The organism is Rheinheimera faecalis (assembly GCF_021290965.1).
Lineage (GTDB): Bacteria > Pseudomonadota > Gammaproteobacteria > Enterobacterales > Alteromonadaceae > Pararheinheimera > Pararheinheimera faecalis.
On record NZ_JAJOYT010000012.1, the window covers coordinates 58621 to 83332 of the forward strand.

Genomic DNA, 24712 nt, shown 5'->3' on the forward strand with positions numbered 1-24712 from the left:
AAGCGTTAACGGAGCAAAACATGGTGTATTTACTGGCAGAAATTCAGGCCAAACCAGGCAAAGAACAGATAGTTAAACAGGCGTTGTTGCAGTTGCTTGAACCAACACGCCAGGAAGAAGGGTGTCAGCAGTATGAGTTATTTGCGGATGAGACTGTCACTGGATTATTTTTAATGCAGGAGATCTGGACAACTGAGCAAGCATTGGAAGGACATAACAATACTGCTCATCTGCGCCATTTTGGCGAGTATTGCAAACAACAGGATGCGTTGGCGCATGTCACATTAAGACGACTTGGGTTTGTTGGTTAAGTGAATTCAGGTGGTAAAGCTCAGTCTATATGAGCTTTACCTTCCTCCGGCCAAATCAATAAAAGTGCCAGTAGCATAAGATGCCTGAGCAGATAACAGCCATAAAATCGCTTGTGCAACTTCTTCCGGCTGCCCTCCTCGTTTCATTGGAATGGAGTCTTTGATGCGATCAACCCGACCTGGTTCGCCGCCGCTGGCGTGAATATCTGTGTAGATAAAACCTGGTCTCACAGAATTGACTCTGATGCCTTGATCGGCGACTTCTTTGGATAATCCCAGAGTGAAACTATCCAAAGCACCTTTGGACGCAGCGTAATCAATGTATTCACCCGGTGCACCTAAACGGGAGGCCACAGAAGATACATTTACAATAGCGCCGCCTTTGCCGCCCAACTTTACCGACATCCGCTTCACAGCTTCGCGGGCACATAACATAGGACCAATCACATTGGCAGCAAAGACACGCTGTAAACGGCCTTGATCCATATCCAGCAAGCCGCTTTGCTGTTCCAGAATACCAGCGTTATTCACCAATGCAGTTAAAGGCCCCAACTCCTGATCAACACGTTCAAATAAAGCTTCTATTTGCGCTTCAACAGCAAGGTCAGCCTGCATCGCTATGGCAATGCCGCCTGAAGCCTGAATATCGGCCACAACAGCATTTGCAGCCTGTTGATTATGAAGATAATTTACACATACTGCGTAACCCTGAGTTGCAGCAAGTTTTGCAGTAGCAGCGCCAATACCTCGACTGCCTCCTGTGACTATCAGCACTTTTTTCATTTTATTTCTTTTGATGAGCAGCTCAAACCCGCTTAAAGCCTATTCTAAACCCACCCCAATGCCGGCCTTTGACCATAATGGGCACCGACAAATCATGCAAAATTTCGCCTGTGTCACGTTTATAGGTTTGCAGCAGCATAGGTTGAGTGTTGCTGCCACAGCGGCTGCCGGTGCGGTCGCCAAAGACCCGTTTGGTACGGTTTTGCAGCAAATCTTTTTCGTAATTCCCTGTGAGCGCCTGACTGTATTTTTTATTATGAGTCGGGAAATAGCCCTTACGATCCACACCACCAGCGTACAACACATTGCTATGACGCTCTAAAATAGGCTCCTGGATCAAAGGGAAAAACTGGTCGGTAAAACTGTCGTAGGCAGTATGGAATTTTTGTGGATTGGTATTGGCGATGGCCTGATACTGCTCGGCAAATAACTGTTGTTCAGTCAACTTGCCCTCGCTCAGCGCTTTTTCAAATAAAGCGCCAATAGCAGCTGCTGCTTGTTGAGCTTCTTTAAGTACAGGATTGAAGAAACTTTGCTCAGTAACAGTGCTGAGCTCACGGTAAATACTTTCAGTTTCTACTGATAATTCAATGGCTTGATCGGCCACTGTGCTGCCTTTATGTTCTATCGCTGATAAGGCTTTATTAATACTCTGAATAGACTGGCCCAATTGCTGGCTGGTGTTTTCCAGACCAGTACTAACCTGCTCTATTTGCTCCAGCGCAGCGGACACCTGCCCCACTTCGGTATTGATGCCGTTAAAACCTGCGGCCACACTTTGTAATTCCTGCTGCACATCACCACTTAACAGCACCAACTGCGCCATGACATCAGCGGTTTGTTCGCTCTGGCTACGAATGTCAGCCAACATTTTCGCTATGTCTTTGGTCGCTTCTGAGGTTTTACCTGCTAAAGCCCGCACTTCATCCGCCACTACGGCAAAACCACGGCCCTGTTCACCGGCCCGAGCCGCTTCAATAGCTGCGTTTAACGCTAATAAGTTGGTTTGATTGGCCACGCCTGTGATCACTTCAGTAATACGCTGAATATCGTCGGCACTGCCTTTGAGTTGTTCCAGCCGGGCAGCTGCATCACTGACCGCATTAGCTAACTGGTTGATGTTACCTACACTTTTTTGCAGGCGCTGATCGGCTGCACTGCAGGCATTGGCGGTGTGGGTAATGCTATGGCTGATTTGTTGCAGATTATCTGTCAGTTGACCGCTGGTATCGGCTAAGCCTGTAGCTGCGCTGCCAATTTGGCCGCAGTCGTCGCCGCTGTGTTTGATGTCTTTAATTAACCCATCGATATAAAAGGAAACCTCTGCTGCGCCTATCGCCATTTTTGAAGTGGCTTCGGTAATGTGGTGAGCGCTGTTGGCCAGCGTATTGGATTCTTGCACTGGCTGCACTGTTGGTTGTTGACGCCCTGCCCATAACAAAAAACCACCTACAGCCAGCAGATTGAACAGCACTAACAGCCAGCTGTTGAAGTCCAGCCACAGGTACAACACCTGCGCCGCCAGCCAAAGCACAACAAAAACCACTGCAGCACGTACATTTTCCATAACGACTTCCCATTCGACAAAGGCCAGAGACAAGATGGCAGAAGAAAACATGACAGAGCTGATGACTCTGCGGCATTTCGGTTCTGGCAGTGTTTCTGTTATGCAAGCAACTGTCAAACCATCCACAGGGGAATGCGACTAAAGTCTAGGTCGCTTGGGTATATATGCCATTATTGCCGGATAGGAAAACCGCTGTCCGTCCAGGCCTGCATACCACCTGCTATTGAGTATAAGTCACGAAAGCCCATACGTTGCAGTGACTCCACAGCCAAAGCAGAACGGGCACCGGAGCGGCAAATTAAATACAAAGGTTGAGTGGCCAGTTCCGTTAAAGCTACTACGGCGTCCTTATGCTCAACAACAGCAGGATGCTGCGGCAACTGCATTTCCAGCACACCCCGGGGCATATTTACAGCAGTCGGAATATGGCCAGTGGCAAACTCAGCAGGTTCACGCACATCAATAATACGAGCCTGACTGGTTTGTAATAAAGCAGCCAACTGCTGCACTGTCAGCTCCTGAATTTTGGCTTTGGCTTCGGCCACAAGCTGGGCTCCGGTTTTCATAAAAGCAGTCCTGTGTAGTGAGTTGGATTTACTATATACCGAAATACAGTGGAGGTGGAGTTATGGGTAAAGGTTCAGGTGGCTAGTTGCTCCAAGCTCCCAAAACGAAGACAGGTCCGAGTGTGGAATATCACCGCCCTCCCGCCATCTGCTGTAAAAATTGTAACCGCTGCTTTTCCTCGTCACTTAACACAAAAGGCTCGTCGCTAAGTTGGCCAAAGTTAATAGCCTCCACCACAAAACCTGGCTCTTTGCTGTCGCCGTATCTGTTGGCTTCACCTGGCATGGCGGATCGTAATTCCAATACAAAAGTACCGAGCCAATAAGGACCGCCTTGTTGCTGTAATACCTGTTTAAAAGCCCGCAGTTCGAGCTTGGCTGAACTCTCTGTTAGCTGTTCTTCTGCCGTCAGCACAGCTAGCGGCTGTTTGCTTTCAGTAAATAAATTGGCTCTTAGACGATACATACCGGCTTTTTTTACCTCCAGCTCAACTGGTATCACTAAATCAGCGCCACGCGAACTGCTGCTTCCAATGCCCGTGATAGTGGCAACCGGATAGCTGTAGTCCAGCCCTGTTTGTAGTTGTTGGGTTTTGCCTTGGGCTTCAAACAGCACCACCAGCTCCATAGCTCCATCCCAGTTTTCTGTGGCATCAAACTGATGTGTCCATTCATTGGCATCCGCACCTGCTGTTAAATCGGCCTGCGCCAACACTTTACCGCTTTGTTGTTGACGTAATTCCGCTTTCACATTTTGTGGCGATAAGCCCGCCATTACCAGTTTAAACACCACAGCTTCAGGGTAGCTGAATCGGTATTTGGGCAAGATCAGACTGGCGCTGGCGCCGCCTTCCAGCGGCAAGGCCACAGTGTCAAAGTGATTAGGGTTCAGCAGTTGATGATCAGCCGAAGTTAAAGGCCTTGAATAGGCTGGGTAGCTCAGCTCAGCTGCATACGCCTGCGACAACAAACTAAAACTTTGCTGTAGTTCCTCCTGTTGATACTGATCCATTTGCACTGGCTCGGCAGTTTGCACCACAGCTTTTTGCTGAGGTTCAGCAATAGCATCAGACTGTGGTTTATCCAATACCACAACAGCTGTTTCAGCTTTAGGCCAAAACCAAAAAGCTGCCAGTGCCATCAGCACCAGCAGCAAGGTAAGCAAAACTTTCTTCGGCATTAATCAGCAGCCTGACTGACTAAAGACGACATACTCTGGCGATCTGAGCCTGTCACCAATAAATAGTTAGAGGCAAAGACCCACCAACCTCGTGATTGCTGATAAGTCTGGAACTGCAAAGCCTCTGCATTTAAATAAGTGGCTCTGGCATTAGCAGCTGTCACTTCGCCATCGCGGCTATCTTCAATCAGGCCACTGTGGCTGTAATCATTGCCCATCAGCATGGGGTAGTGATAAGGCATAAAGCCCTTAACGCCACTGCTTTGACTGGCCAGTTTGCCATCAAAAGCCACGTTCGCACTGCAACTGTCAAAAGAGCCGACAGCAGAAGAGCCACAGGTCGAATGACTGGCTACAACGCCGTCGTCAGTACCAGGTAAAAATGGCCCTGTGGCATTTAAAAAGTCAGAGCCAGCGCCAGCAAAACGTAAACGTGGCACCCGGCTGGTTGGGAAGCTTGCCAATTGACGCGCCGTATTGACGCGCAAATCATTCAGCACACCAATGTTGGAAGGTGAAGGCATTTGGCCTAACCATAAAGATAAAGCTGCACGTAAGGCTGCATCTGTCCAGCTACCCCCTCCAGCTACATTGACGGCTAAATCAGCCAATTCCACCCCACCACCTGCTCCTGCAAAGTCAAAGCTGGCGATGATATTCAGTGGCTGTAAGCCGGCGTTTTTCAGCCATAAAGCCTGGTTGTCGATGATATAACGGGTGACCAGATCGCCTGTGGAATGGCTGACGAAAATACAACCGCTGTTGCAGGTGCCAGCACGGGATAACTGCTGCAGTTTTGGCCAGACATAATCTGTGGCAATTTTGCCTGTTATACGTTCTTGTGAAGGCCAGTCAATACGTGCATCGGCGCGGCTTAACCAAAAACCAGCCCAATAGTCGGCGCCGTTACTGCTGACATCAGCGCCTGTTGGTCGCTCAGCTAAATTAGCCGGCTGAAAACCATGCACTAAGACTACAGGATGACCATTTAATGCAGCAGAAAGAGGTAAGCTCAGCAGCGCCAAGCCAGCTGCTGCCATTTTCAGTAGTTTCATTCGTTTGTCCTTGTTCTTGTCTTTGTGAATTTATTGTTTTATTTGCATCATTTCCGTGATGCCAAGTTACAAATCCCAGTACAAGATAGAACAGCTCAATGACAATGCAATGCCGGATTTGCTGTAAATGGCGCAGATGAAGCAGCAAAGCCAGAGTGTTGTGTTTGAATTTTCAGCAACCTTATTTGTTAACAAATAGCTAAAACTTCAGGCTAAAGCAGCAGCCAGACCAGCGGACTTTTTGATTTGAATTGGGCTGGTGTTTAAAGTGATTACTCAAATTATTTTTTGAGTTGGATTAAAAGAACCAGCTTTGCTTAATAGGTCAACTCAATAACTTTATACGCGAGCTGAAGGGCGAAGAAAACGCAACTCAAAGCCAATATAACAGCAACCATGGTTAGTTTTCCCATGTCCATTTTCTTTAATTCGAGAACTAAATCCGTAATTTCAAGCATATAAACCTCCACTATTTGTAAGACACAAAGCCATTTAAACAGCACAACGCTAACTTTATGGATTAAAGCGTTTTGCTCAGTAATGAGCTTCAGAATCGAAAAAACTCAAAGCAGTAAAAATACTGGCTTCTATAGTGCGGGTTAATTATTTGGGGATTTATTCAGAGACACAGCTGATGCCACTATATTCGCCAGTTTAGCGCGCAGGTCGGTGATGGAGGTATCGCGGTTTGGGTGAACTCTGTTGGATAACAGAATGATATAGGTGCGACTTGCCGGGTCTAGCCAGATACTGGTGCCGGTAAAACCTGTATGGCCAAAAGAGCCTGTTGGTAATAAATCACCTTTAGGCGCTGAGTAGCCCGTCTGCATATCCCAACCTAAAGCCCGACTTTGGTTGCCTATCACAACCGGGGTTAATAAACGTTGCACTGCCAGTGGCGACAACACTTTTTGGCCTTTTAACTCACCGCCATTCAGCAGCATTTGGGCAAACAACGCCAGATCGTCCGCTGTACCAAAAACTCCGGCATGACCAGCTACTCCGCCTAAACGCAAGGCTGTTGGGTCATGCACCACTGCATGTAAATAAGGCTGAGCGTAGTTTGGCAGTAGCTTTTGATAATCCGCATCCCCTTTCAAGTTTTCGGTGGGGGCTATACGTTGTATATAAGCGACATCTTGCGAGGGCTTATCCAGAGGCAAATAGCGGCTGTCTTTCATTTCCAACGGCTGAAAAATACGTTGCTCTGCTAATAGATCCAAAGACTGTTTTGTAATTTGCTCAGCCACTAACCCCAATAAAATAAAGCCTATATCTGAATACACAAACTGCTGACCCGGTTTGGTTTTTAACTTAAGCTTTGCCAGCGCGCCGTCTAATCCTGCTTTACCTTGCCAGAATTCACGTCGGTCAAAACCATCAGCTAAACCTGAGCTGTGGGTTAGCAATTGCAGCATAGTGATTTTCTTCACTTCCGCATCGTTAAGCTGCTGCAGGTACTTGCCGACAGGATCAGTTAAGCGCAACTCGCCCTGCTCGACCAGCTGCATTATTAAGGTTGTTGTCACTAAAGGCTTGGTTAGGGAGGCTAAATCAAAAACTGTATCTGGTGTAGTGACAGTCGCTGCAGGTGAATAGGTGATAAAACCAAAAGCCTTACGATATAAAACCTTATCGCCTTGCCCAACCAATACCACAGCACCAGGTAATTGCTTATCTGCAATAGCCTTTTCGAGCAAAGGCGCTATGCGATCATAAGGTTCAGTTGCCACGACAGAGGCACTGATACCACAGAGCAACAGAAACGCTAAGCTTTTGATCATCATCGCCTTTTTCTTCCCTATCTAATATCTATACCCAAATATAGAGCCGACCTCTGACATACCATTACAAAATATCTATTGGAAACAAAAAGATGAGGTAAGAAGGAACATTCATGGCGTTTGGCGCTCTGATCTATCGCCAACAAATATTACCTTTTACTCTTATGCCTGAATCAGCTATTGATAGCAACTGCAATCCAGTAGCAATGATAGCTACTCTTTATCTTCTGCGGGTAAGGCCTATTATTCAGGTATAGGTATGCTCTTTATGGCAATAGAGTATGCAATATCAGATACACCGGAACAGTGAGTGAGGGAGTGATGAAACCTCAACTGGTGTGTTATTAATATCCGCAGGATGATATAGAGGTTTCCTATGACAAGCCGTAATTTAAAATCGATTGTTAAAGGCAGTATCTTTGCTTTACTATTTTTCGCCTTGGGTGTCCTTACTACAGTACTGTATAACATATATGACTACCATCAATGGAGATTGAAATTTAATATTTATCAGGCAATGCATAGATTGGAACAGGTACATAAGGTGTCATCTGATGCTGAGGCATTGCATCAGATGAAAAAAGATGTTGCTTGTGAAGTAGACAATTATGTAATGAGAAATAGGGAATTAGCTTTCCCTGTTGACCAGGAGTTTGTTGATAAAACAAGACTTCAAATCAATGTGTCGTGCGAATAAAGTAGATTGAATTTAGAAGCAGATCCCAGTTAAGAGCATATGGTACACCCTAGCGTACCATGCGCTATAACGGTACCTAATTTACAAGCAAGTCTGTTCTTATGGAGTAAAAAGCCGTGCAAGTTGCGGTCGTGATGAATTAGCAAGTCTTAGAGAAACTTGGTTACTGGCCACCAGCCTGGATTTAGATAATTCGGGCTTGCCCTTGTTACGTTTAATCCTAAACCAGAGCTAATTAGTCCTCGCTAAACAGTGCCAGTAAGTCCTGCGCCTCACCCTGCCAGATATGGCTTTGACCCAGACTGAAAATCTGATCGGCCAGCCCTTGTTTAAACTGCTGTAACTGCTGCACTTTTTCTTCCACAGTTTTGCTGATAATCAGCTTATAGACAAATACCTGCTTATCCTGGCCAATACGATAAGCCCTGTCTGTCGCCTGATTTTCGGCTGCCGGATTCCACCATGGGTCGTAGTGAATGACAGTATCAGCTGCTGTCAGGTTTAAGCCCGTACCACCAGCTTTTAAGCTGATTAAAAATACCGAATTGTCGCCCTGCTGGAATTCGTCTATTTGTTCCTGCCGTTTTTTCGTCTGGCCTGTCAGCTTACTGTAGCTGATATCCATATACTGCAGTTCCTGCTCTATCAGGCTCAGCATGCTGGAGAACTGGCTAAAAATCAGCACTTTACGACCTTCTTCGATCATCTCAGGTAAAGTGTCCCGCAGCCACTGCAACTTAGCATTATTCTGCACCAGCTGCGCCTGCTCTATGGGCAATAACCGCGCATCACAACAGGCCTGGCGTAACTTTAACAGCGCATCCAGATACTCCATCTGGCTGGCGGCAACGCCTTTACGCAAAAACATTTCCCGTACTTTGGTTTCCATAATTAAACGGATACTTTCGTACAAATTGCGCTGATCCGATTCCATATCCAGCAGCTGCAGAATTTCGGTTTTATCCGGTAATTCAGTCGCGACCTGCTTTTTAGTGCGGCGTAACATAAAAGGCGCAATACGCTGACGCAATGCGTGTGCCCTTTCTGCATCGGCTGACTTTTCGATTGGCTTGCGGAACACCTGGGTAAATCGTGCTTCTGTGCCTAATAAACCCGGCAAGACAAAATCAAATAAAGCTTTAAGTTCACCTAAATGGTTTTCCAGTGGTGTGCCTGTTAACGCCAGCTTAAAGTCAGCTTTGACCAGCCGTGCACTTTGCGCCGACTGCGAACCGGCATTTTTAATATGCTGAGCTTCATCAAGCGCCATCAGGCTAAAGTGATGGGTCTGGTAATAAGCTAAATCCCGTACCAACAGCGGATAGCTGGTGACTATTAAGTCGTATTTTTCCAACTGGTCAAACAGCGCCTGACGTTTAGGGCCGTATAGAGTCAGTACTTTCAGTGAAGGTGCAAAACGCGCCGCTTCCTGCGCCCAATTGCCCAATAAACTGGTAGGACAGACGATTAAAGCCGGGTGCTTCAGCAAACCCAATTCTTGCTGATGCAGCAAAAACGCCAGCGTTTGCACAGTTTTACCCAAACCCATATCGTCCGCCAGAATGCCACCCAAACCAAAACGACGTAGAAAGCAAAGCCAGCTTAAACCCTGCTGCTGATAAGGCCGCAACTGAGCTTTTAAAGTGAGCGGCGCTGGGACATCTTCAATACCATCAAAATGATGCAGCTGAGTCACCAACTGCTGCAAACGACCGGCATTTAGATAACGGATTTCTTCGGCACCAGGCCCTGGCAATAAGGCGGCTTTATAGTCCGGCAGTTCGATTTCGCTGGGTGCTTTTTTCAGGTTCAGCAGCTCAACTATGGTGTCGATCAAAGGCTGGATCAGGCTAACTGGCAAAGGCAATTTGCCTTGAGGTAAACTCAGCCACAAGGTTTCATCGGCCGCTGGCAAACCAAAACTACGTAACCACTGAGTGATTAAAGGCAATAAAGGAATTTGCTGACCATCAATTTCGACCTGAATAGCTAAACCAAAACCACCAGTGTGTTTGTCTGTCACTTCCAGATAAGCTTTGGCGTGGATCACCGCCTGATTAAAAGCTTTGTCCTGTTCGATGCGCCAACCTTGTTGTTTTAACTCTGGAATGGCTTGCAATAACGGCTGCCATAACAACGGGTTTTCCGGCCCTTCGCCACAGTCAAAATAAGGTGTTGTAGATTGTTCAACAGGCACAGAACGTAAACCAAACTGCGATAGAGTTTCCAGCGCTTTGATTTCGCTGTCACGGTCGCGGCGGATAAATACCGTCTGGTTATCCAGTTGCAACTGAGTTTGGGATTGCTGTAGATCCAATGGCAATAAATGCGGGCCATACGCCATTTGCAATACAGCCACAGCTTTACTGACTTTGTTTTTTTGCGTCAGTAACTTCAGCTGTAATACAGGCACTGGTTTGCTTTCAATTTTTTGTACCGCACTGTCGTCCGGCACAGGTAAATTCAGCTTAGGGAAAATTTGCTGCAGCCGTTTCATACTGTCCTGCAATACGGCAGCTGGCACAGGCGGCATGCGCATTAATAGCTTCAGTTCACGACCACTAATGTCACTGTCGAGTAAACCCAGCTGATTATTGACTAAATCGAGGTAACAAGGCGGATCAGTAAACACCAGTTCAAGTTCGCGATCTTTCGGCATCAGTTGTAATAACTGCCAGCCAGCTTTGCTTTTTAACCAGCGTAATTGCAGCGGCAAAGTATCACCCCAGAATAACTCCCGGCGCTCTTCATCCAGCACACAGCGGCCTGTTTCCAGCATTTTTAAAAGCAGCTGATAACCCCACTGATCTTCAATTAAGGCCTGACGGCGTAAATCAAAAGCAAAAAACTGTTGTAATAAGCGGTAGTCGTCTTCGGCCAGCCATAAAGGACGGACCTGCCCGGAAAGCTCACTTTGAGCAATAATTTTGCCTTTGCTGTAACTGCCATTTTTAGCTTGTTTCACACGTTTGGGCAGTAGTTGTAAACCTAAGCTACTGGGGCGCAGTTCATACAAAACTGTATCTTCAGTGGTCGTTGCTGCAACTGGAGGATTATATTGCTCAGCTTCGCTAAACCATTGGTTAAGCTGTCGTACTGGCTGTTGCACCGACTTTTGCTGCAATTGGTCCAGTTGATGTTTCAGCTTCAGCAAGGCCGCCAGCACATGTTTGCATCTGTTGCCCTCAGAGCAGGTGCAGGAATCTGTCAGTTGCACCTGACCATCCCGCTCAGAGATAGAAATCAGCTGCTTAAAAGGGCTAAAGCCATCGCCCCAGACCTGACTGCGGATTTGAGAAAAGTCAGGTTCATAATCCAGCTGCACCACTTTCCCTGCCAGAAAATAAGCCCGCGCCTTATGAAAGGTGGCAGGGTGAAACCAGAGCTGTAACTGCTCCGCAGAGACAGGAAAAACAAAATCAGCAGTCATACGCCAAATTTTTTAAAACCAAATGGCGTTCATGCTACCTCAAATTACTGAGCAGCCAAAGCAAAGTCCTTTTACTTTGCGCTGGACGGACAAAATGCTGTTCACACCAAAGTAGAAACGCAAAAACGACACTAAAAATATAACCATAAAAATCAACAACATATCAAATATAAGGAAAATATAAACTTTATAACACCTTTATTTTGACCTGAAAAATGAAACATCGTCTAAGCTCAGAGCGGCTGATAAATACCTGTTATCTAAACAAAAAACCACCAGCAGAATAAAACAAGCACACAAGGGATTGCCGCATGCTTCAGCGCTACAACTCAGAAAAACGGACCACACAGCCTGATTTATCTCCAACTCAGTTCTGGGTTTCAATTTTATTATTTGCCAGTCTGGTGCTCCTCAGCTTTCTGCTGTTTGAACAACAAATTCTGTTCTGGTTTACCGAATTAGGCCAGATGAATACAGACAATCCTTATACCTTGCTTGCATTTGCACTGATCCTGGTGTCGATATTGGCGCTGGATGTATTGTTGCCGGTGCCATCCAGCATGGTGGGTTTGGCCGCTGTCGCTTTGCTGGGGCCTGTAGTGGGCAGTCTGGTGATTTTTTCTGGCCTGACTCTGGGCTGTATTCTGGGTTATCTGCTCGGCGCAGGTTATTTCCGCCTTATAAGCAGGGTCTGGATCAGCCCTGCGGAAAAAAACAAAGCCAGCAAGATGAAGTCTAATCTCGGAGCTACAGCTTTGGTATTGCTCAGAGGTGTGCCAGTACTGGCAGAAACCTCAGTACTTGCAGCTGGTATGCAAGCTTACCCTGTACGGCAATTTTTACTGCTGACTATGCTGGCCAATTGTGGATTGGCAGTAGCTTACGGTTATATAGGCACTGTGCTCTCTGGCAAGGAGGCGTTTTGGCTGATTGTGATATCCGCCATGGTGCTACCCGGATTACTGATGCTGGGTTCATGGTTATGGTCCAAAAGAACAAAGAGTTTAACCCCTCCGACCACTGCTGTAGCGCAGGACTTAACAGCGCAGTTTGAGATCAGCTATCAGTTTCCGGTGATTTTCAGTGAGCAGATTTTTTCCCCCGCTAACCCAACTTTACTCGAATTACTGCATCCACAGTCCACAGTGGCCACTCCCGCCACTAAGGTTTTGCTGTTTGCTGACGCCAGTCTGTTGCAGGCCAATCCGGATTTAGCCAAAGACATTCAGCGCTATTTTGCCTTTCATCAACAGGAATTATTGCTGCTGGCCGAGCCTGTCGCACTAGTTGCAGGTGAACAGGCCAAACAGCAAGCTGTGTTGGACCAGCTGTATCAGCAGTTGCTGCACCATGGCATAGACAGACACAGTTGGGTGTTAGCGCTGGGTGGCGGAGCCACTTTGGATACTGTGGGTTACGCCTGCGCAACCTTTCACCGGGGCATACGTTTAGCGCGGCTCCCAACCACAGTGCTGGCACAAAACGATGCAGGTATTGGGGTTAAAAACGGTATTAACGCCTTTGGCCACAAAAACTTATTAGGCAGCTTCTGCCCTCCTCATGCTGTGATTAATGATTTTTCACTGCTGAAGTTTTTACCCCAGCGGGACCGTATTGCAGGTCTGGCGGAAGCTATCAAAGTAGCGGCTATTAAAGACGCAGAATTTTTCTGCTGGCTGGAACAGCATCAACAGGAACTGCGTTTATTTGCGCCAGAAGCCAGCAAATACGCTATTTATCGCTGTGCACAACTGCATCTGGAAAAAATCACCCAAGGTGGCGATCCATTTGAGCGCGGCAATGGCCGGCCATTGGACTATGGTCACTGGTCAGCTCATAAACTGGAAAATTTATCCCACTACAGAGTGCGGCATGGCGAAGCCGTTGCTATTGGTATGGTTTTGGATGCTTTGTATGCAGTGCAACTGGGCTGGCTCAGTCAAAGCGAAGCGCTGCGGCTGATTCAGTTGATCAGGCAACTTGGATTCAGTTTATGGCAACCTGAACTGGCCGCCACAGACACAGAAGGCATGCCACTGATCCTCGCAGGTCTGGAAGAATTCAGACAACATTTGGGCGGCGAGCTGTCCATCCCACTGCTCACTCATCTTGGTGCTTATCAGAATGTCAGCGAAATTCAGCTGCCGCTGATGCAACAAGCGCTGGCGCAACTGGCAGAGCTTGGACAACAACCAGACACTCAATGGCAGTGGTGCACGTTATGAGTGGCAGCATGAAAGTCTGGCTGGATTTAGGCCGGGTCTCCAACTTGCCCAGTGTCTGGACCAATGTACTGGCGGCAGCCCTGCTGGCAAGTGCGGGGCAAAATTATACGAACTGGGACTGGTCTTTCAGCACAACCACTCTGTTGCCTGGCGCTATGCTGGCGTTATCTCTGATGTATCTGGGCGGCATGCTGCTGAATGATGTGGTGGATGCTGATTGGGACAGGCAACATCAAAATCCACGACCTATTAATCAGGGCCGGATCAGCCAACATCTGGTGCAAAAAGCCGCAATTTTTTGTCTTGCCAGTGCTGTGGCTCTGATCCTTGGACTGGCCTGGTTGAAAGCTGGCACAGCTCATCTGTGGTCAAATCTTGCAGCGGCCTTGTTTTTACTGCTGGTGATTTGTGGCTACAACCTCTGGCATAAAAAATTCCGCCACAGCGTCTGGCTGATGGGCTTGTGTCGTTTTGGCGTCTATCTGGTGGCCGCTACTTTACTGGCAGCTCCTGATCCTCAGCTGTTGCTGGCAGGAGCCGTGTTAGCTGGTTTTATTGCCGGTGTGACCTACCTGGCGCAACAAGAACATCTGAATCAACTGCATCAGCGCTGGCCTGTACTGCTGCTGTTTTCTCCTTTGTTGCTGGCACTACAGCAGCCACAACAACCGTTGTTCTGGGTGTTGCTGCTGTTTTTCAGCCTATGGCTCCTATGGAGCACCAGCCATTATTTAAAAGCAGAGCAGCTTAGAGTCCGCCCTCTGATCGGACTGCTGCTGGCCAGTATTCCACTACTGGATGCTTTGGTACTGGCCAGCATAGGCCAATGGCAGGCCAGTTTGTTTTGTGTCGTTGTTTTCCTGCTGTTGCCACGATTCCAGCTATGGGTAAGGGCCAGTTAAATGCACCAGAGCAACGATAGAGAGCAACTCAGATGCTGATCCTGAACAGCCAACAAACTCAACAGTTGCATGCTGAAGTCAATGCAGAGCTTTCGGTCTCTGCCAGCGATTGGCTACAGCAACAAGTGCAGCACATCACTGCAACACAAGCAAAATCCGAAGCCCTGTTGCTTGCCAGCGCACAAACCAGACGCCAACTTGGCAACTCTTCTGTCCACAGTTTTTTACCGGGTGAATGGACTTTAACTCAGCTAGCCAGAGTGCTGCTGCTGGCGCAGGCCCTGCATACCCATCCTCTGTCTGAACGTGAACAGCTATTCCGGCAGGTATTTCGCAGCTCAGACGATGATGAAAAAATCTGCTGGCTCAAAGCTCTGAGCTTTTTTGATGCCAATGGCTTAGTGCTGGATCTGGCGTTGCAGGCAGGACGCACCAATAACAGCCTGGTGTTTTCCGCTATTGCGCTTAGCAATAATTATCCGGCCCATCATTATGAGCCTCATGCTTTTCATCAGTTGGTACTCAAAGCTTTGTTTATGGATTTGGATATCAGAGCCATAGCAGGACTGAAAGAACGGCTGGATAAGGATTTAAGCCGCTTAGCTTTTGAGCTGGTTGCAGAACGGCTGGCCGCTGGCCGTAACCCACCTGCCACCATAGCTTTTGCCATTCTGTTTGTGCATCTGGACAGCAGACAACGACAACTTATTAGCCAGTTTTTAACCAGTTCAACCCATCAGCATTTCTGGCGCCAGGCCGCGCAACAACAAGGGGTTGACCAGCTCCCACTTTTTCAATTTACCCAACAAGGACCAGATTTATGCTGAAGTTTTTCGATCCTCATATCCATATGGTATCCAGAACCACAGATGACTATCAGAATATGGCTGCAGCTGGTATTACCGGTGTGATTGAACCCGCCTTCTGGCAAGGCCAGGCGCGCACTTCTGTCGGCAGTTTTATTGATTATTTTGACACCCTGCTCGGCTGGGAAAGATTCCGTGCCAGCCAGTTTGGTATTCATCACTTTTGCACTATGGGTTTAAATCCTAAAGAAGCCAACGACTTATCGCTGGCGGAAGAAGTGCTGGCATTGTTGCCCCGTTATCTGCAAAAAGACGGTGTACTGGCCGTAGGTGAAATAGGTTATGACGACATTACCCCCGAAGAAGACAGATTTTTAGCAGCCCAGCTGGAGCTGGCCAGAATTCATAATCTGCCTGTGTTGGTGCATACCCCACACCGAGACAAAATTGGCGGCACCAAACGTACGCTGGCGGTGATCCGCGAAGTGGGTATAGCTGAACATATGGTGGTGATTGACCACCTCAACGAGCTGACCTTACCGCTGGTGCTCGACACCAACTGCTGGCGTGGTCACTCCATTTATCCCAATACCAAAATGTCTGAGCAACGTATGGTGGCGTTGCTGAAGCAATATGGTACAGAACAAATGATCGTCAACAGCGCCGCCGACTGGGGGATCAGCGATCCACTGAAAGTACCAAAAACCGGGCAGGCCATGCTGGACGCGGGTTTTACAGAGCAGCAGGTTGAACTGGTGCTGTTTCACAATCCAGTGGATTTTTTTGCACAAAGTGGCCGGCTGGATAAACAGCTGGTCAGCAGTCCTTTGCGTATTGACCAAAGTCAGCAATGGCAGGAGAACTCCGCGCTGCGTGGCCAGGAACCCATCATAGAAAGAACAAACAAATGAGTGGACAGGCTTCCTCGTTCTGGCAGCCCGGCGAACTGGGTTATTGCAGCAATGTGCATGCTGGCGAAAGCCTGACTGAAGTCATTGCCAACTTCAGCCGTTTTATCGCGCTTGTGCGGCAGCAACAACAACTGGAGCAGCTGGATTCAGGTTTGTGGCTCAGTGCAGCAGCTGCCGCTGAATTACAGCAACCCGCGGCATTGTTGTTGTTTCAACAGCAACTTAAGCAGCATGCCATTCGATTAACCTCACTCAATGGTTTTCCTTTTGGCAACTTTCATCAGGCGAAAGTAAAAACCAGTGCTTATTTGCCGGATTGGTCTGAACCAGAGCGTCTGCACTACAGCAAACAACTAGCTGCTATTCTGGCCAGTTGCCTGCCGGATGACTGCGAGCGAGGTGTTATTTCCACTGTGCCTTTGGGTTATCAGGCACACTGGACTGCAGAAAAACAGCAACAGGCAGAGCAACAGTTGCTGCAACTGACCCACTATCTGGCTGAATTAAAAGCCACTACAGGCAAACACATTTTGTTTTGCCTGGAAATGGAGCCTGATTGTGTGCTGCAGACAACAGCTCAAAGCCTGGAGTTTTTCCGTCATTGGCAACAGCTTGACCCCAATCAAGAGTTTTTAGGCTTATGTTTTGATGTCTGTCATCAGGCCGTATTGCATGAAAACTGCTACCAGTCACTGACAAAACTGCATGGCTCTGGTATTCCAATCGGCAAAATTCAGCTGTCCAGTGCGCTGGTGTTGAAACTGGACAAACTGAACTGGGCCAGACGCTCAGAAGTGCTGGCATTGCTGGCCGATTTTGCCGAATCCACTTATCTGCATCAGGCCAAAGCTTTGTCAGCTGAAGGCCAGTTACAACACTGGGCCGACTTACCTGAAGCCTTGTGGCGGCCTGATCAATGGCTGGAACAGTACAAAGAATTGAGGGTGCATTTTCATTTGCCGCTGTTTCATCAGCAATTGCTGTTGCCCGAACTTTGTGGCACCCAAGCCGCGTTACAACAATGTTTTGATTTTCTGCGGGATCACAAAGACTGCCATCCAGTGCTGGAAGTGGAGACTTACAGCTGGAACGTATTACCCCAAGCCTTAAGGCCTGATGGAGATGCAGCTTTAATTGCTGGCATAGCGCAGGAGCTGAGTTGGGTCTGGCAACAACTGCAACAACGCCAATTGCTGCAACTGCCTAAAGGACTCAGCCATGTCAGCTAAACCCAATCGGCTATCGCGCCAACCTTTAATAGTGGTTAATGTTGTGGCCTTAACTCCGGCTTTGCTGGGGGAACATAGCCCAAGGCTGAATCAGCTGATAGCACAAGGCGAGAGTTGTGCTTTAGAAGGCGTATTTCCGGCGCTGACCACCACAGCTCAGGCCAGTATGCTGACAGGTTTGCCGCCTGCCAAGCACGGCATAGTAGGCAACGGCTGGTATTTTCGCGATCAGGCTGAAGTGCGCTTCTGGTTACAACCGAACAGCCTGATGCAAGGTGAAAAAGTCTGGCAGGAACTGAAAAAGAACATCCCGGATTTTCGCTGCTCACAACTGTTCTGGTGGTACAACATGTACGCCGATATCAGCGCAGCCATTACACCAAGGCCCCACTATCCGGCTGATGGCCGTAAGGTGTTTGGCCTCTATTCAGAACCCGCTTCTTTGCAGCAGTTTGTCGAAAAAAAGCATGGAGCCTTTCCATTCCAGCACTTTTGGGGACCCGCAGCTGGTATAGCCTCAAGTCGCTGGATAGTGGACTGTGCCATCAGTGAATTTTCGTTAAACCAGCCAGATTTACAGCTGGTATACCTGCCCCATCTGGATTACAACCTGCAACGACTGGGCCCTGATGATCCTTCAATTAAGGAGGATGTGCGGGCAATAGACACCGAAATAGGCCGGTTGATCGACTTTGCACAAAGTCAGGGGGCGGCTTTGATGCTGCTGTCTGAATACGGCATAGAGCCAGTGCAACAATCTGTATCACTGAACCGTATATTACGGGCTGAAGGCCTGTTGCAGGTGCGCCAGTCTTTGCACTGGGAATTATTAGATCCGGGGGCCAGCCAGGCTTTTGCCGTAGCCGACCATCAGATTGCTCATATTTACCTGAAATCCCCCAGGGACGCTGGAAAAGTAAAAGCTTTGCTGGAGCAAGTACCCGGAGTTGAGCGGGTATTGGATCAATCGGAACAGCAGGAACTGCAAATAGGCCATAGCCGTAGCGGTGATCTGATCGCGGTCGCTCAGGCTGGTTACTGGTTTGATTATTACTATTGGTTTGACGACAACAAAGCGCCAGACTTTGCCCGCACTGTCGATATTCACCGCAAACCAGGTTATGACCCGCTGGAACTCTTTATTGACCCTGATATTCGGTTTCCAAAACTGCGGGTACTGCAGCGTTTGTTGAAGAAAAAGCTGGGGTTTCGTATCTATATGGACCTGATCCCACTGGACACCAGTCTGGTCAAAGGCAGCCATGGCCGCCCTGCCAGCTCTGCCTTTACAGGCCCTATGTTGATCCAGAGTAACAAAACCGGCCTTGCGGCCAGCCTACCTATGACAGCAGTAAAACAACTGATCCTACAGCATTTTTTAGGATGCCCTCGCGAACAAAAAAAGCCATCTAAGGAGATTTTATGTGGAGAATAGTAGCTATTTTTCTGCTGGCATTAGCGCCCGCTGCTTGTCAGGCTCAAAGCCAGCAAAGCCGTTTTGACTGCAATAATTTTTTTAACTACGGCACTTCAGCTTCTGCGACTTTGCAGCAATTTAATACCAGCCCTGAAACCATGGCCTGGAACTGGTTTACCTGCCTGAACCAGCCCGCTGACGCTTATGGTCTGAACAGAGTCTGGGAGTTACTCAAACCTACAGATCAGGTGTATTTACCCAATGGTGCTGTGCCTTTGCCTTATGACCAAAGAGAACCTACACCAGCTGCAGTGCTGGCTCAGGCCAACACTTTAGGCATGGACCCACGCAAAGTGTTCCATAACCTCGACAGTATCCAACAGGTGGACGGTTTAGTGCTGGAAATGGGTGGCGCTGTGCCGCCGGAGCAGCAAGGGCGGCCAGTACGTTTTCAGTTATTGATGGGCAGTGATACCTTTAACTACATCAACGCGCAGAAGGTATACAACGTCAACGGCCAGGCGGCTTTGACCAGTGATCTGAATTTCCCTAACACCGCATGGGAGCTGAAAACCTCCTGGATCTGGATTGGCACCAATCAGACCTTTATGAACCTGTTGCAGTCGGACGGTTACTACACAGTGCAGGCCTATTATCTGCAAAATGGCGTGTATCAGGTGGGTTATGCCGCCTTAAGTGGTATGCATGTGATCAATAAGCTGACACCGGATTGGGTCTGGACCAGCTTCGAGAATATTAATAACAGCAAATACACTGTCACCAACGCTATTCCGCCAACCCCTATGCATAACACAACGGGCCCCACGCCCGCAGCTGTGCCGGTTAATACCGCTTTTCAGACGAACCCGGTTTACCTGCCTTTAGCCAAATACGAATTGATCGGCGTGCAGCATCAGTTTAATCAGCAACCTGTGTTGCTGGCGAACTCTCAGCTGGAATCAGCATTCCAGAGTCAGTCCTCCTGCATCGCCTGTCATAGCACAGCAGCTTACTCCAAAACCAAAGGCTACTTTAACTTCGCGCTGGCTCAGCAAGGCGGCATTGTTTATCCCACCACAGCCTTACCGGATTCAGCTTTTGTTGGCTACAACAAGCTGGATTTTGTCTGGTCACTAAAACGCGCCCAATGGCAACGTTAAGGAGAACATCATGAGCGTATTAAATTTCCCGCGTATTTATGTCAATGGCCATATGTTCTGGAATCCGCCAACAGCTAATAACAACGACGTATTGCCTTTGTACGATGCGGTAAAAATGCAGATGAACTGGCCTTTTCTGGAGCCGCTAGGCATTACCGAAGCCAATGCCAGCACCACATTAATGCCCTGGACCATAGCACCTTTACCTCTGGCTCAGGTACCGGATTATGTGCTGCAGGTGCCGGGCAACGGCAACTCAGCGGCCTATCCGATGATCCCTGCCGAATGGGATTTATTTGGCGACAATGCCTGTGGCACTGTGAATTATCAGCAAATTCAGTCAACTGTAGTAGGTGGTGAACTACAGGCTAATAGTTATATTACGCAGGATGCGTTAGTCAGCAAAAGTTACCAGTTGCTGGGCAACCCTTTTGGCAGCACCAATCCAACACCAGCCCGTTTTGTCGATGTCAGCCCATGGCAGAATACTTTCACCGCTTTGTATTTTGACAAACTGGTACTGGGTGACAGTAGCTGTGGCCTGACACTAAACCGGCAACACCGTATGCTGGACAGATTTCTGAATTTTAACTGGGCTTTTACCTTTGGTGGTTTAAATTATGTCACCACCACCTGGCAAAGCAGTTTCCCGAAAGAAAACCTGCAGTGGGCACTTGGCGATTCCAACTTATTGGCACAGTTGCAACAGCAGATGGAGCAACAAAACGCTGCAGGATTAATGTTCCGCTTCTCTACCTACCTGACCTTTTACGACAGAAACGGTATTTTTAATAACTACCCACATGTAGATACCCGTGACAACACGCCGCAGGCTCTTGCTACTCTGCAGGCTATGTATCAAAAAGGTTTAGACAATACCACCCAGATTTTCTTTAACCCCGCTTACAGCAGAACAGCTGGCACACTGGGATTATGGTTTAGTGATGAATATCCAACAGCTCCAGCTGGCCGGCGTTTAGTACCAATGAATGCTGTTCCGGTACAAAAAAATGCAACCAGCGACACTATTAAGGCTACTTTAGGCGTGATTTCGGCAGAACAACATGGTTCTGTGCTGTCACTTGATTTAGGTAATGCCTTCCCGTTTTATCCCGTAGATAAAACAGCACCTGTTCCGGTAGCAGCCAAATTTGATGCTGGCACTTACCAACTTGGTACATCAAATAATGGACCTTTTACCCCTGTAGCCAATTTAAGTTATGACCAATACAACCAGGCCGCCTTTGATCTCAGATCAGGCTTAGTGGACATTGAACTGACCATCAGCCAGCAGCAACAACTGCAAAGCGGAACACTGGAACTCAGGCTGGCAACGGACGGCACTGTAGCTGCCACTCAACAAATGTGGACAGCAGAGGTCATTGAAAGTGCTGGCTTTATTGACGTCGGTGATACTTATACGTTGAATATTATGGTGCAGTACGATGGTTTGCCTGCTCCTGCAGGTACAGTGTTATGGGTGGCCGAATACGGCAATGCCTTTATGCTCACCACCAGCAACTATTTTCTGGCGTTTAGTAACAATGCCAACTTCCCTTTGTACTTAAATTATCCTGGTAATCCCGGCAATAACAGCTCCACCACTCCAGAGTTTGGTACTCAAAGCGGGCAACAATCCTCTTTGCAACAGCAAGGCAGCGGCCGTACTTTATCGGCGCTGACCACAAATACTGATCAGGCTAACCCAGTGCCGGTGATGTATCAGGATTATCTGAAAACTCCGGCCGGCGTCTCGTTAGCACCTTGCCTGCAATTTACCAACCCTATTGCTATGCAAGGTGTGCTTAGCGAACCGACCAGCACAGTCAATTATTCTGTGACTCAAATCCAGACCGATGCCAATGGCATAGCCCAGTTGACAGTGAAAGCTATAGCTCCGGGTTTTCCAACACTGCGTTTTTTCGTCCAGGAGACTCAGCAACAGCCGGTTATTCCATTTAGTTTCAGCTTTGCCGATGCCTACACCGACTTTCTGGCGCCCCTTCGGGTCTTACCGCAGGAACCTCAAATGGAGCAGGATTTTGTCACTTACTGGAACAGTATTTACCAGCAACAAAATGCCAGTCAGCTGATTTGGGAGAACTTTATTTACCCACAAATTCTGCAGCCCTTTTATTACCTCTATCCCATTATGAGCAAATACATGCCATTAAATTCGCTGCAGCGGGTTGAAGGCGCCATTGATCAGCTGATTGTACTGGTCAGTAAGGACTATCAGGAAGAAAGCACCCTGGCGATGCCTATCACGCGGGATTTACCACAAAGCCGCAGGGCTGTACTGGAGTTGTGGGCACAAAAGCTGGTGAAGCTGAACTATCCGCCTATGCCTTTGAGTTTAAGTGATTTTAACAGCTAACCACCAAAAAACAGGGCAGCGGAGCTGTAGCCCTGATGAAAAACAAAAGGAAATGATGATGGGCAAATTAATAATGCAAAAGGTGCTGTCCGGCATGCTGCTGTTGATGCTGTTCAGCCAACCGGCACAAGCCGACGATGACGACGTATTTTTCAGTATGGGCGTGCATAACACTTATGGTTGCAACGCCGCAAACGACAACTGTATAGCACCAAGGGCTTCTACAGACCCCAGCGATCCGTACTTCCCTTCCATGTGGGTCAGTGACTGGACCATGTACAGAGTGACACAAAACTACCAGACCAACCCGCCGCCATACAGCAGCCCACCTTCGACTTTAAAACCTGCAGATTACACTGTGTCCTACGGTAAAAGTTATTACGACACCAACTACATCCCAAAAGATGGCGATGGTTATGGCGCCATGATGGAGTATTACGAAAAATACTGTCTGCCTATTTTTCCTATCGCAGACAATAACTACAGCTGCTCTTTTGTCTCTTTAGGCAACAAAGCCTATTTTCTGACGTACCCACAGGACAGGCCTAAAGATATGCCTGCCTGCTGCCTGTTTTCACCGCTGAATCATCCACCACGGCAGAATTTTATTCAGCATTTGCCCTACAGCGCTTCTCGTAGTCAGAATTTAAATGGCTCAGTGCAGGCTTATGCGCTGGATGTGCCCTCACCCGGTGGCCCGATTTTATTTGGTTATGCTTTTAATAAAAACGCGACTTCTGACAAACCAGGTTTACCGCCTTATCGTCACCCACAGTCTTTTTATTTTTCCGGTGATACCAGTGTTGCCAATGCCCCTATCGTCAGCCAGAACTACAGCAACTTTCGGGTCGAAAAACCAGATCCGGCAGTCACCTGGGATCAGGTGGCCCAAATGTGTCCTGCTGATCCTCCGGCTTGTCAGTTGTTTAACCCACCTTCTTCAAAAAACAGCGTGGGTGAGGCGCAGTGGAACCAACTTAGCCCAACACCAGTTCCAGCACTGAAGGAAAAATCAAAATGAAGCTGCTGACTTTTAGTCTGACTTGCATGCTGTTCTTCAGCAGTTTTAATTCAATAGCTCAGGACCAGCCGAAAAAATCCGGTTTACTCTGGAACTGGTCCTGTCAGTTTCCTACTTCTGTACCTGCAGCATCTGCCAGCCAGCAAGAGTTTGATTTATACAGCTGGCAAATGTTTATAGCCTTAAACTGGCCAGCTCAGGCAGGTCAGCGCGGGCAACCGGATTGCACTCAAGTAATAGGGGATGCAGGCCCTGTGGTCTGGCAAACCTATAAAGATGTTGAAGAGATCTTTTTGCCAGATGCTGCCAATCCAGGCCCCTGGAATAGCCCTTTAACCACAGAACAACTTAGCAGCATTAATATTGCGGCGCTGAAAAATACCAATGTAGTTCAGGCTGTGGATCAAGCCGTAGGTGGCTGGTTGATTGATCAGCGGGGTAACCCGACTTATTACGAAATCTCCGCCAACGAAACCTCTTACAACTACATAGTCAGCAACAACTTTTACAATGCAGATGTAGTGTCCAAAGCCAACAATATCAACTTTCCAAACTTCGCCACTGAAGTCAAAGCCAGCTGGCGTATGCTGACATCCAGCGATGACAGCAGCCGATATCTGACGATGCAGGCTCAGGTTGCTGAATTTAATGCGCAGGGCCAGCCAACAGGCGGCAGCAACAGCGCAACTCTGGGTTTAGTGGGGTTGCATATCATCACCAAAGCCGCTGGTTATCCGCAGTGGATTTGGTCCACTTTTGAGCAAGTCGACAACGTCCCGCCTAAAGTGCAACAAAATGGTCAATGGGTGAATAATCCACAACAAGGCGTGTTTTATTCGTTTTTTGACGCCTCAATACCAGCAGCGGCCCTGAATCAATCGCCTTGCAACTGGCAACAACAAGGCACCCAACTGGTCTGTGTGCCAAAAACCGGCATAACCTTCCAGACTCCAAACCCGTTAGACAGAGTCACGCCTTTGGCTGCAAACACTCAGCAAATCAATTCAGCTGTGCAGCTGACATTGAGCGACACTCTATATAAATACTACCAACTGGTGACGACCCAGCGCCCTCTGATGCCGGATAACCCCAGCAATCCCCTGGGCCAGCCTACGCCGGCATTATCAGCCAATGTCACTATGGAAAGTTATATCCAGCCCAACAGCAGCTGTATGAATTGTCATTCGATGGCGACTCCGGTCAACAGTGCGATGAAGTCCGACTTTTCCTATTTATTTAAATTTGCCCAGGCTCCGGCCAGCAGCAAGACAAGCCACGCCAAGGAGTAACA

Annotated in this window: 19 protein-coding genes; 12 read left to right on the plus strand and 7 right to left on the minus strand. The window is 48.1% G+C overall.

Annotated elements, in window-relative coordinates; translation table 11 throughout:
• Positions 1-20: 20 nt before the first annotated feature.
• Positions 21-311, plus strand: a complete 291-nt coding sequence (locus LSG34_RS17080; RefSeq protein WP_233010317.1) for a putative quinol monooxygenase — start codon at positions 21-23, stop codon at positions 309-311.
• Positions 312-347: 36 nt separating this feature from the next.
• Here the strand turns inward: LSG34_RS17080 and LSG34_RS17085 are convergent, their stop codons facing one another.
• The 6 genes from LSG34_RS17085 to LSG34_RS17110 all read right to left on the minus strand — a co-directional run bounded on the left by LSG34_RS17085 (position 348) and on the right by LSG34_RS17110 (position 7249).
• Positions 348-1094 carry an SDR family oxidoreductase gene (locus LSG34_RS17085; RefSeq protein WP_233010318.1) on the minus strand — a complete coding sequence of 249 codons (747 nt, stop codon included), beginning with the start codon at positions 1092-1094 and terminating at the stop codon, positions 348-350.
• A 22-nt stretch (positions 1095-1116) separates the two neighbouring features.
• On the minus strand, positions 1117-2661 hold the full coding sequence (locus LSG34_RS17090) for a methyl-accepting chemotaxis protein (protein ID WP_233010319.1): 1545 nt from the start codon (positions 2659-2661) through the stop codon (positions 1117-1119).
• A 170-nt stretch (positions 2662-2831) separates the two neighbouring features.
• A complete protein-coding gene (locus tag LSG34_RS17095) occupies positions 2832-3227 on the minus strand; it encodes a rhodanese-like domain-containing protein (RefSeq protein ID WP_233010320.1) in 396 nt (131 codons plus the stop codon).
• A 130-nt stretch (positions 3228-3357) separates the two neighbouring features.
• Positions 3358-4407: a hypothetical protein gene (locus LSG34_RS17100; protein WP_233010321.1), complete on the minus strand. Its 1050-nt coding sequence runs from the start codon at positions 4405-4407 to the stop codon at positions 3358-3360.
• Positions 4407-5462: a hypothetical protein gene (locus LSG34_RS17105; protein WP_233010322.1), complete on the minus strand. Its 1056-nt coding sequence runs from the start codon at positions 5460-5462 to the stop codon at positions 4407-4409. The genes LSG34_RS17100 and LSG34_RS17105 overlap by 1 nt, the downstream gene beginning before the upstream one ends.
• A 599-nt stretch (positions 5463-6061) precedes the next feature.
• Entirely contained in the window at positions 6062-7249 is a 1188-nt protein-coding gene (locus LSG34_RS17110) for a serine hydrolase domain-containing protein (RefSeq protein WP_233010323.1), read from the minus strand.
• A gap of 373 nt (positions 7250-7622) precedes the next feature.
• Here LSG34_RS17110 and LSG34_RS17115 point away from each other — a divergent pair, with 373 nt between their 5' ends.
• Positions 7623-7943 carry a hypothetical protein gene (locus tag LSG34_RS17115; protein WP_233010324.1) on the plus strand — a complete coding sequence of 107 codons (321 nt, stop codon included), beginning with the start codon at positions 7623-7625 and terminating at the stop codon, positions 7941-7943.
• 235 nt (positions 7944-8178) lie between these two features.
• Here LSG34_RS17115 and LSG34_RS17120 read toward each other — a convergent pair whose 3' ends face one another.
• On the minus strand, positions 8179-11373 hold the full coding sequence (locus LSG34_RS17120; protein ID WP_233010325.1) for a DEAD/DEAH box helicase: 3195 nt from the start codon (positions 11371-11373) through the stop codon (positions 8179-8181).
• 311 nt (positions 11374-11684) lie between these two features.
• Here LSG34_RS17120 and LSG34_RS17125 point away from each other — a divergent pair, with 311 nt between their 5' ends.
• The 10 genes from LSG34_RS17125 to LSG34_RS17170 are packed head-to-tail and all read left to right on the plus strand — an operon-like array spanning position 11685 to position 24710.
• Complete coding sequence (locus LSG34_RS17125; protein ID WP_233010326.1) at positions 11685-13598, plus strand: 3-dehydroquinate synthase; 1914 nt, start codon at positions 11685-11687, stop codon at positions 13596-13598.
• Positions 13595-14500, plus strand: coding sequence for a UbiA family prenyltransferase (locus tag LSG34_RS17130; protein WP_233010327.1), 906 nt, complete (start codon positions 13595-13597; stop codon positions 14498-14500). The genes LSG34_RS17125 and LSG34_RS17130 overlap by 4 nt, the downstream gene beginning before the upstream one ends.
• Before the next feature lie 32 nt (positions 14501-14532).
• Positions 14533-15327, plus strand: a complete 795-nt coding sequence (locus LSG34_RS17135; RefSeq protein ID WP_233010328.1) for an EboA domain-containing protein — start codon at positions 14533-14535, stop codon at positions 15325-15327.
• Positions 15321-16217 (plus strand): TatD family hydrolase, encoded by an 897-nt coding sequence (locus LSG34_RS17140; RefSeq protein WP_233010329.1) that lies wholly within the window; start codon positions 15321-15323, stop codon positions 16215-16217. Before LSG34_RS17135 ends, LSG34_RS17140 begins: the two co-directional genes overlap by 7 nt.
• Positions 16214-17446 (plus strand): metabolite traffic protein EboE, encoded by a 1233-nt coding sequence (gene eboE, locus LSG34_RS17145; RefSeq protein ID WP_233010330.1) that lies wholly within the window; start codon positions 16214-16216, stop codon positions 17444-17446. Before LSG34_RS17140 ends, eboE begins: the two co-directional genes overlap by 4 nt.
• Positions 17436-18881: an alkaline phosphatase family protein gene (locus tag LSG34_RS17150; protein ID WP_233010331.1), complete on the plus strand. Its 1446-nt coding sequence runs from the start codon at positions 17436-17438 to the stop codon at positions 18879-18881. The genes eboE and LSG34_RS17150 overlap by 11 nt, the downstream gene beginning before the upstream one ends.
• Positions 18869-20023 (plus strand): hypothetical protein, encoded by a 1155-nt coding sequence (locus LSG34_RS17155; protein ID WP_233010332.1) that lies wholly within the window; start codon positions 18869-18871, stop codon positions 20021-20023. The genes LSG34_RS17150 and LSG34_RS17155 overlap by 13 nt, the downstream gene beginning before the upstream one ends.
• Positions 20024-20033: 10 nt before the next feature.
• Positions 20034-22400, plus strand: a complete 2367-nt coding sequence (locus tag LSG34_RS17160) for a hypothetical protein (RefSeq protein ID WP_233010333.1) — start codon at positions 20034-20036, stop codon at positions 22398-22400.
• Between the two features lie 58 nt (positions 22401-22458).
• Positions 22459-23421: a hypothetical protein gene (locus tag LSG34_RS17165; protein WP_233010334.1), complete on the plus strand. Its 963-nt coding sequence runs from the start codon at positions 22459-22461 to the stop codon at positions 23419-23421.
• Entirely contained in the window at positions 23418-24710 is a 1293-nt protein-coding gene (locus LSG34_RS17170; protein ID WP_233010335.1) for a hypothetical protein, read from the plus strand. The genes LSG34_RS17165 and LSG34_RS17170 overlap by 4 nt, the downstream gene beginning before the upstream one ends.
• The last annotated feature ends 2 nt before the right edge of the window (positions 24711-24712 follow it).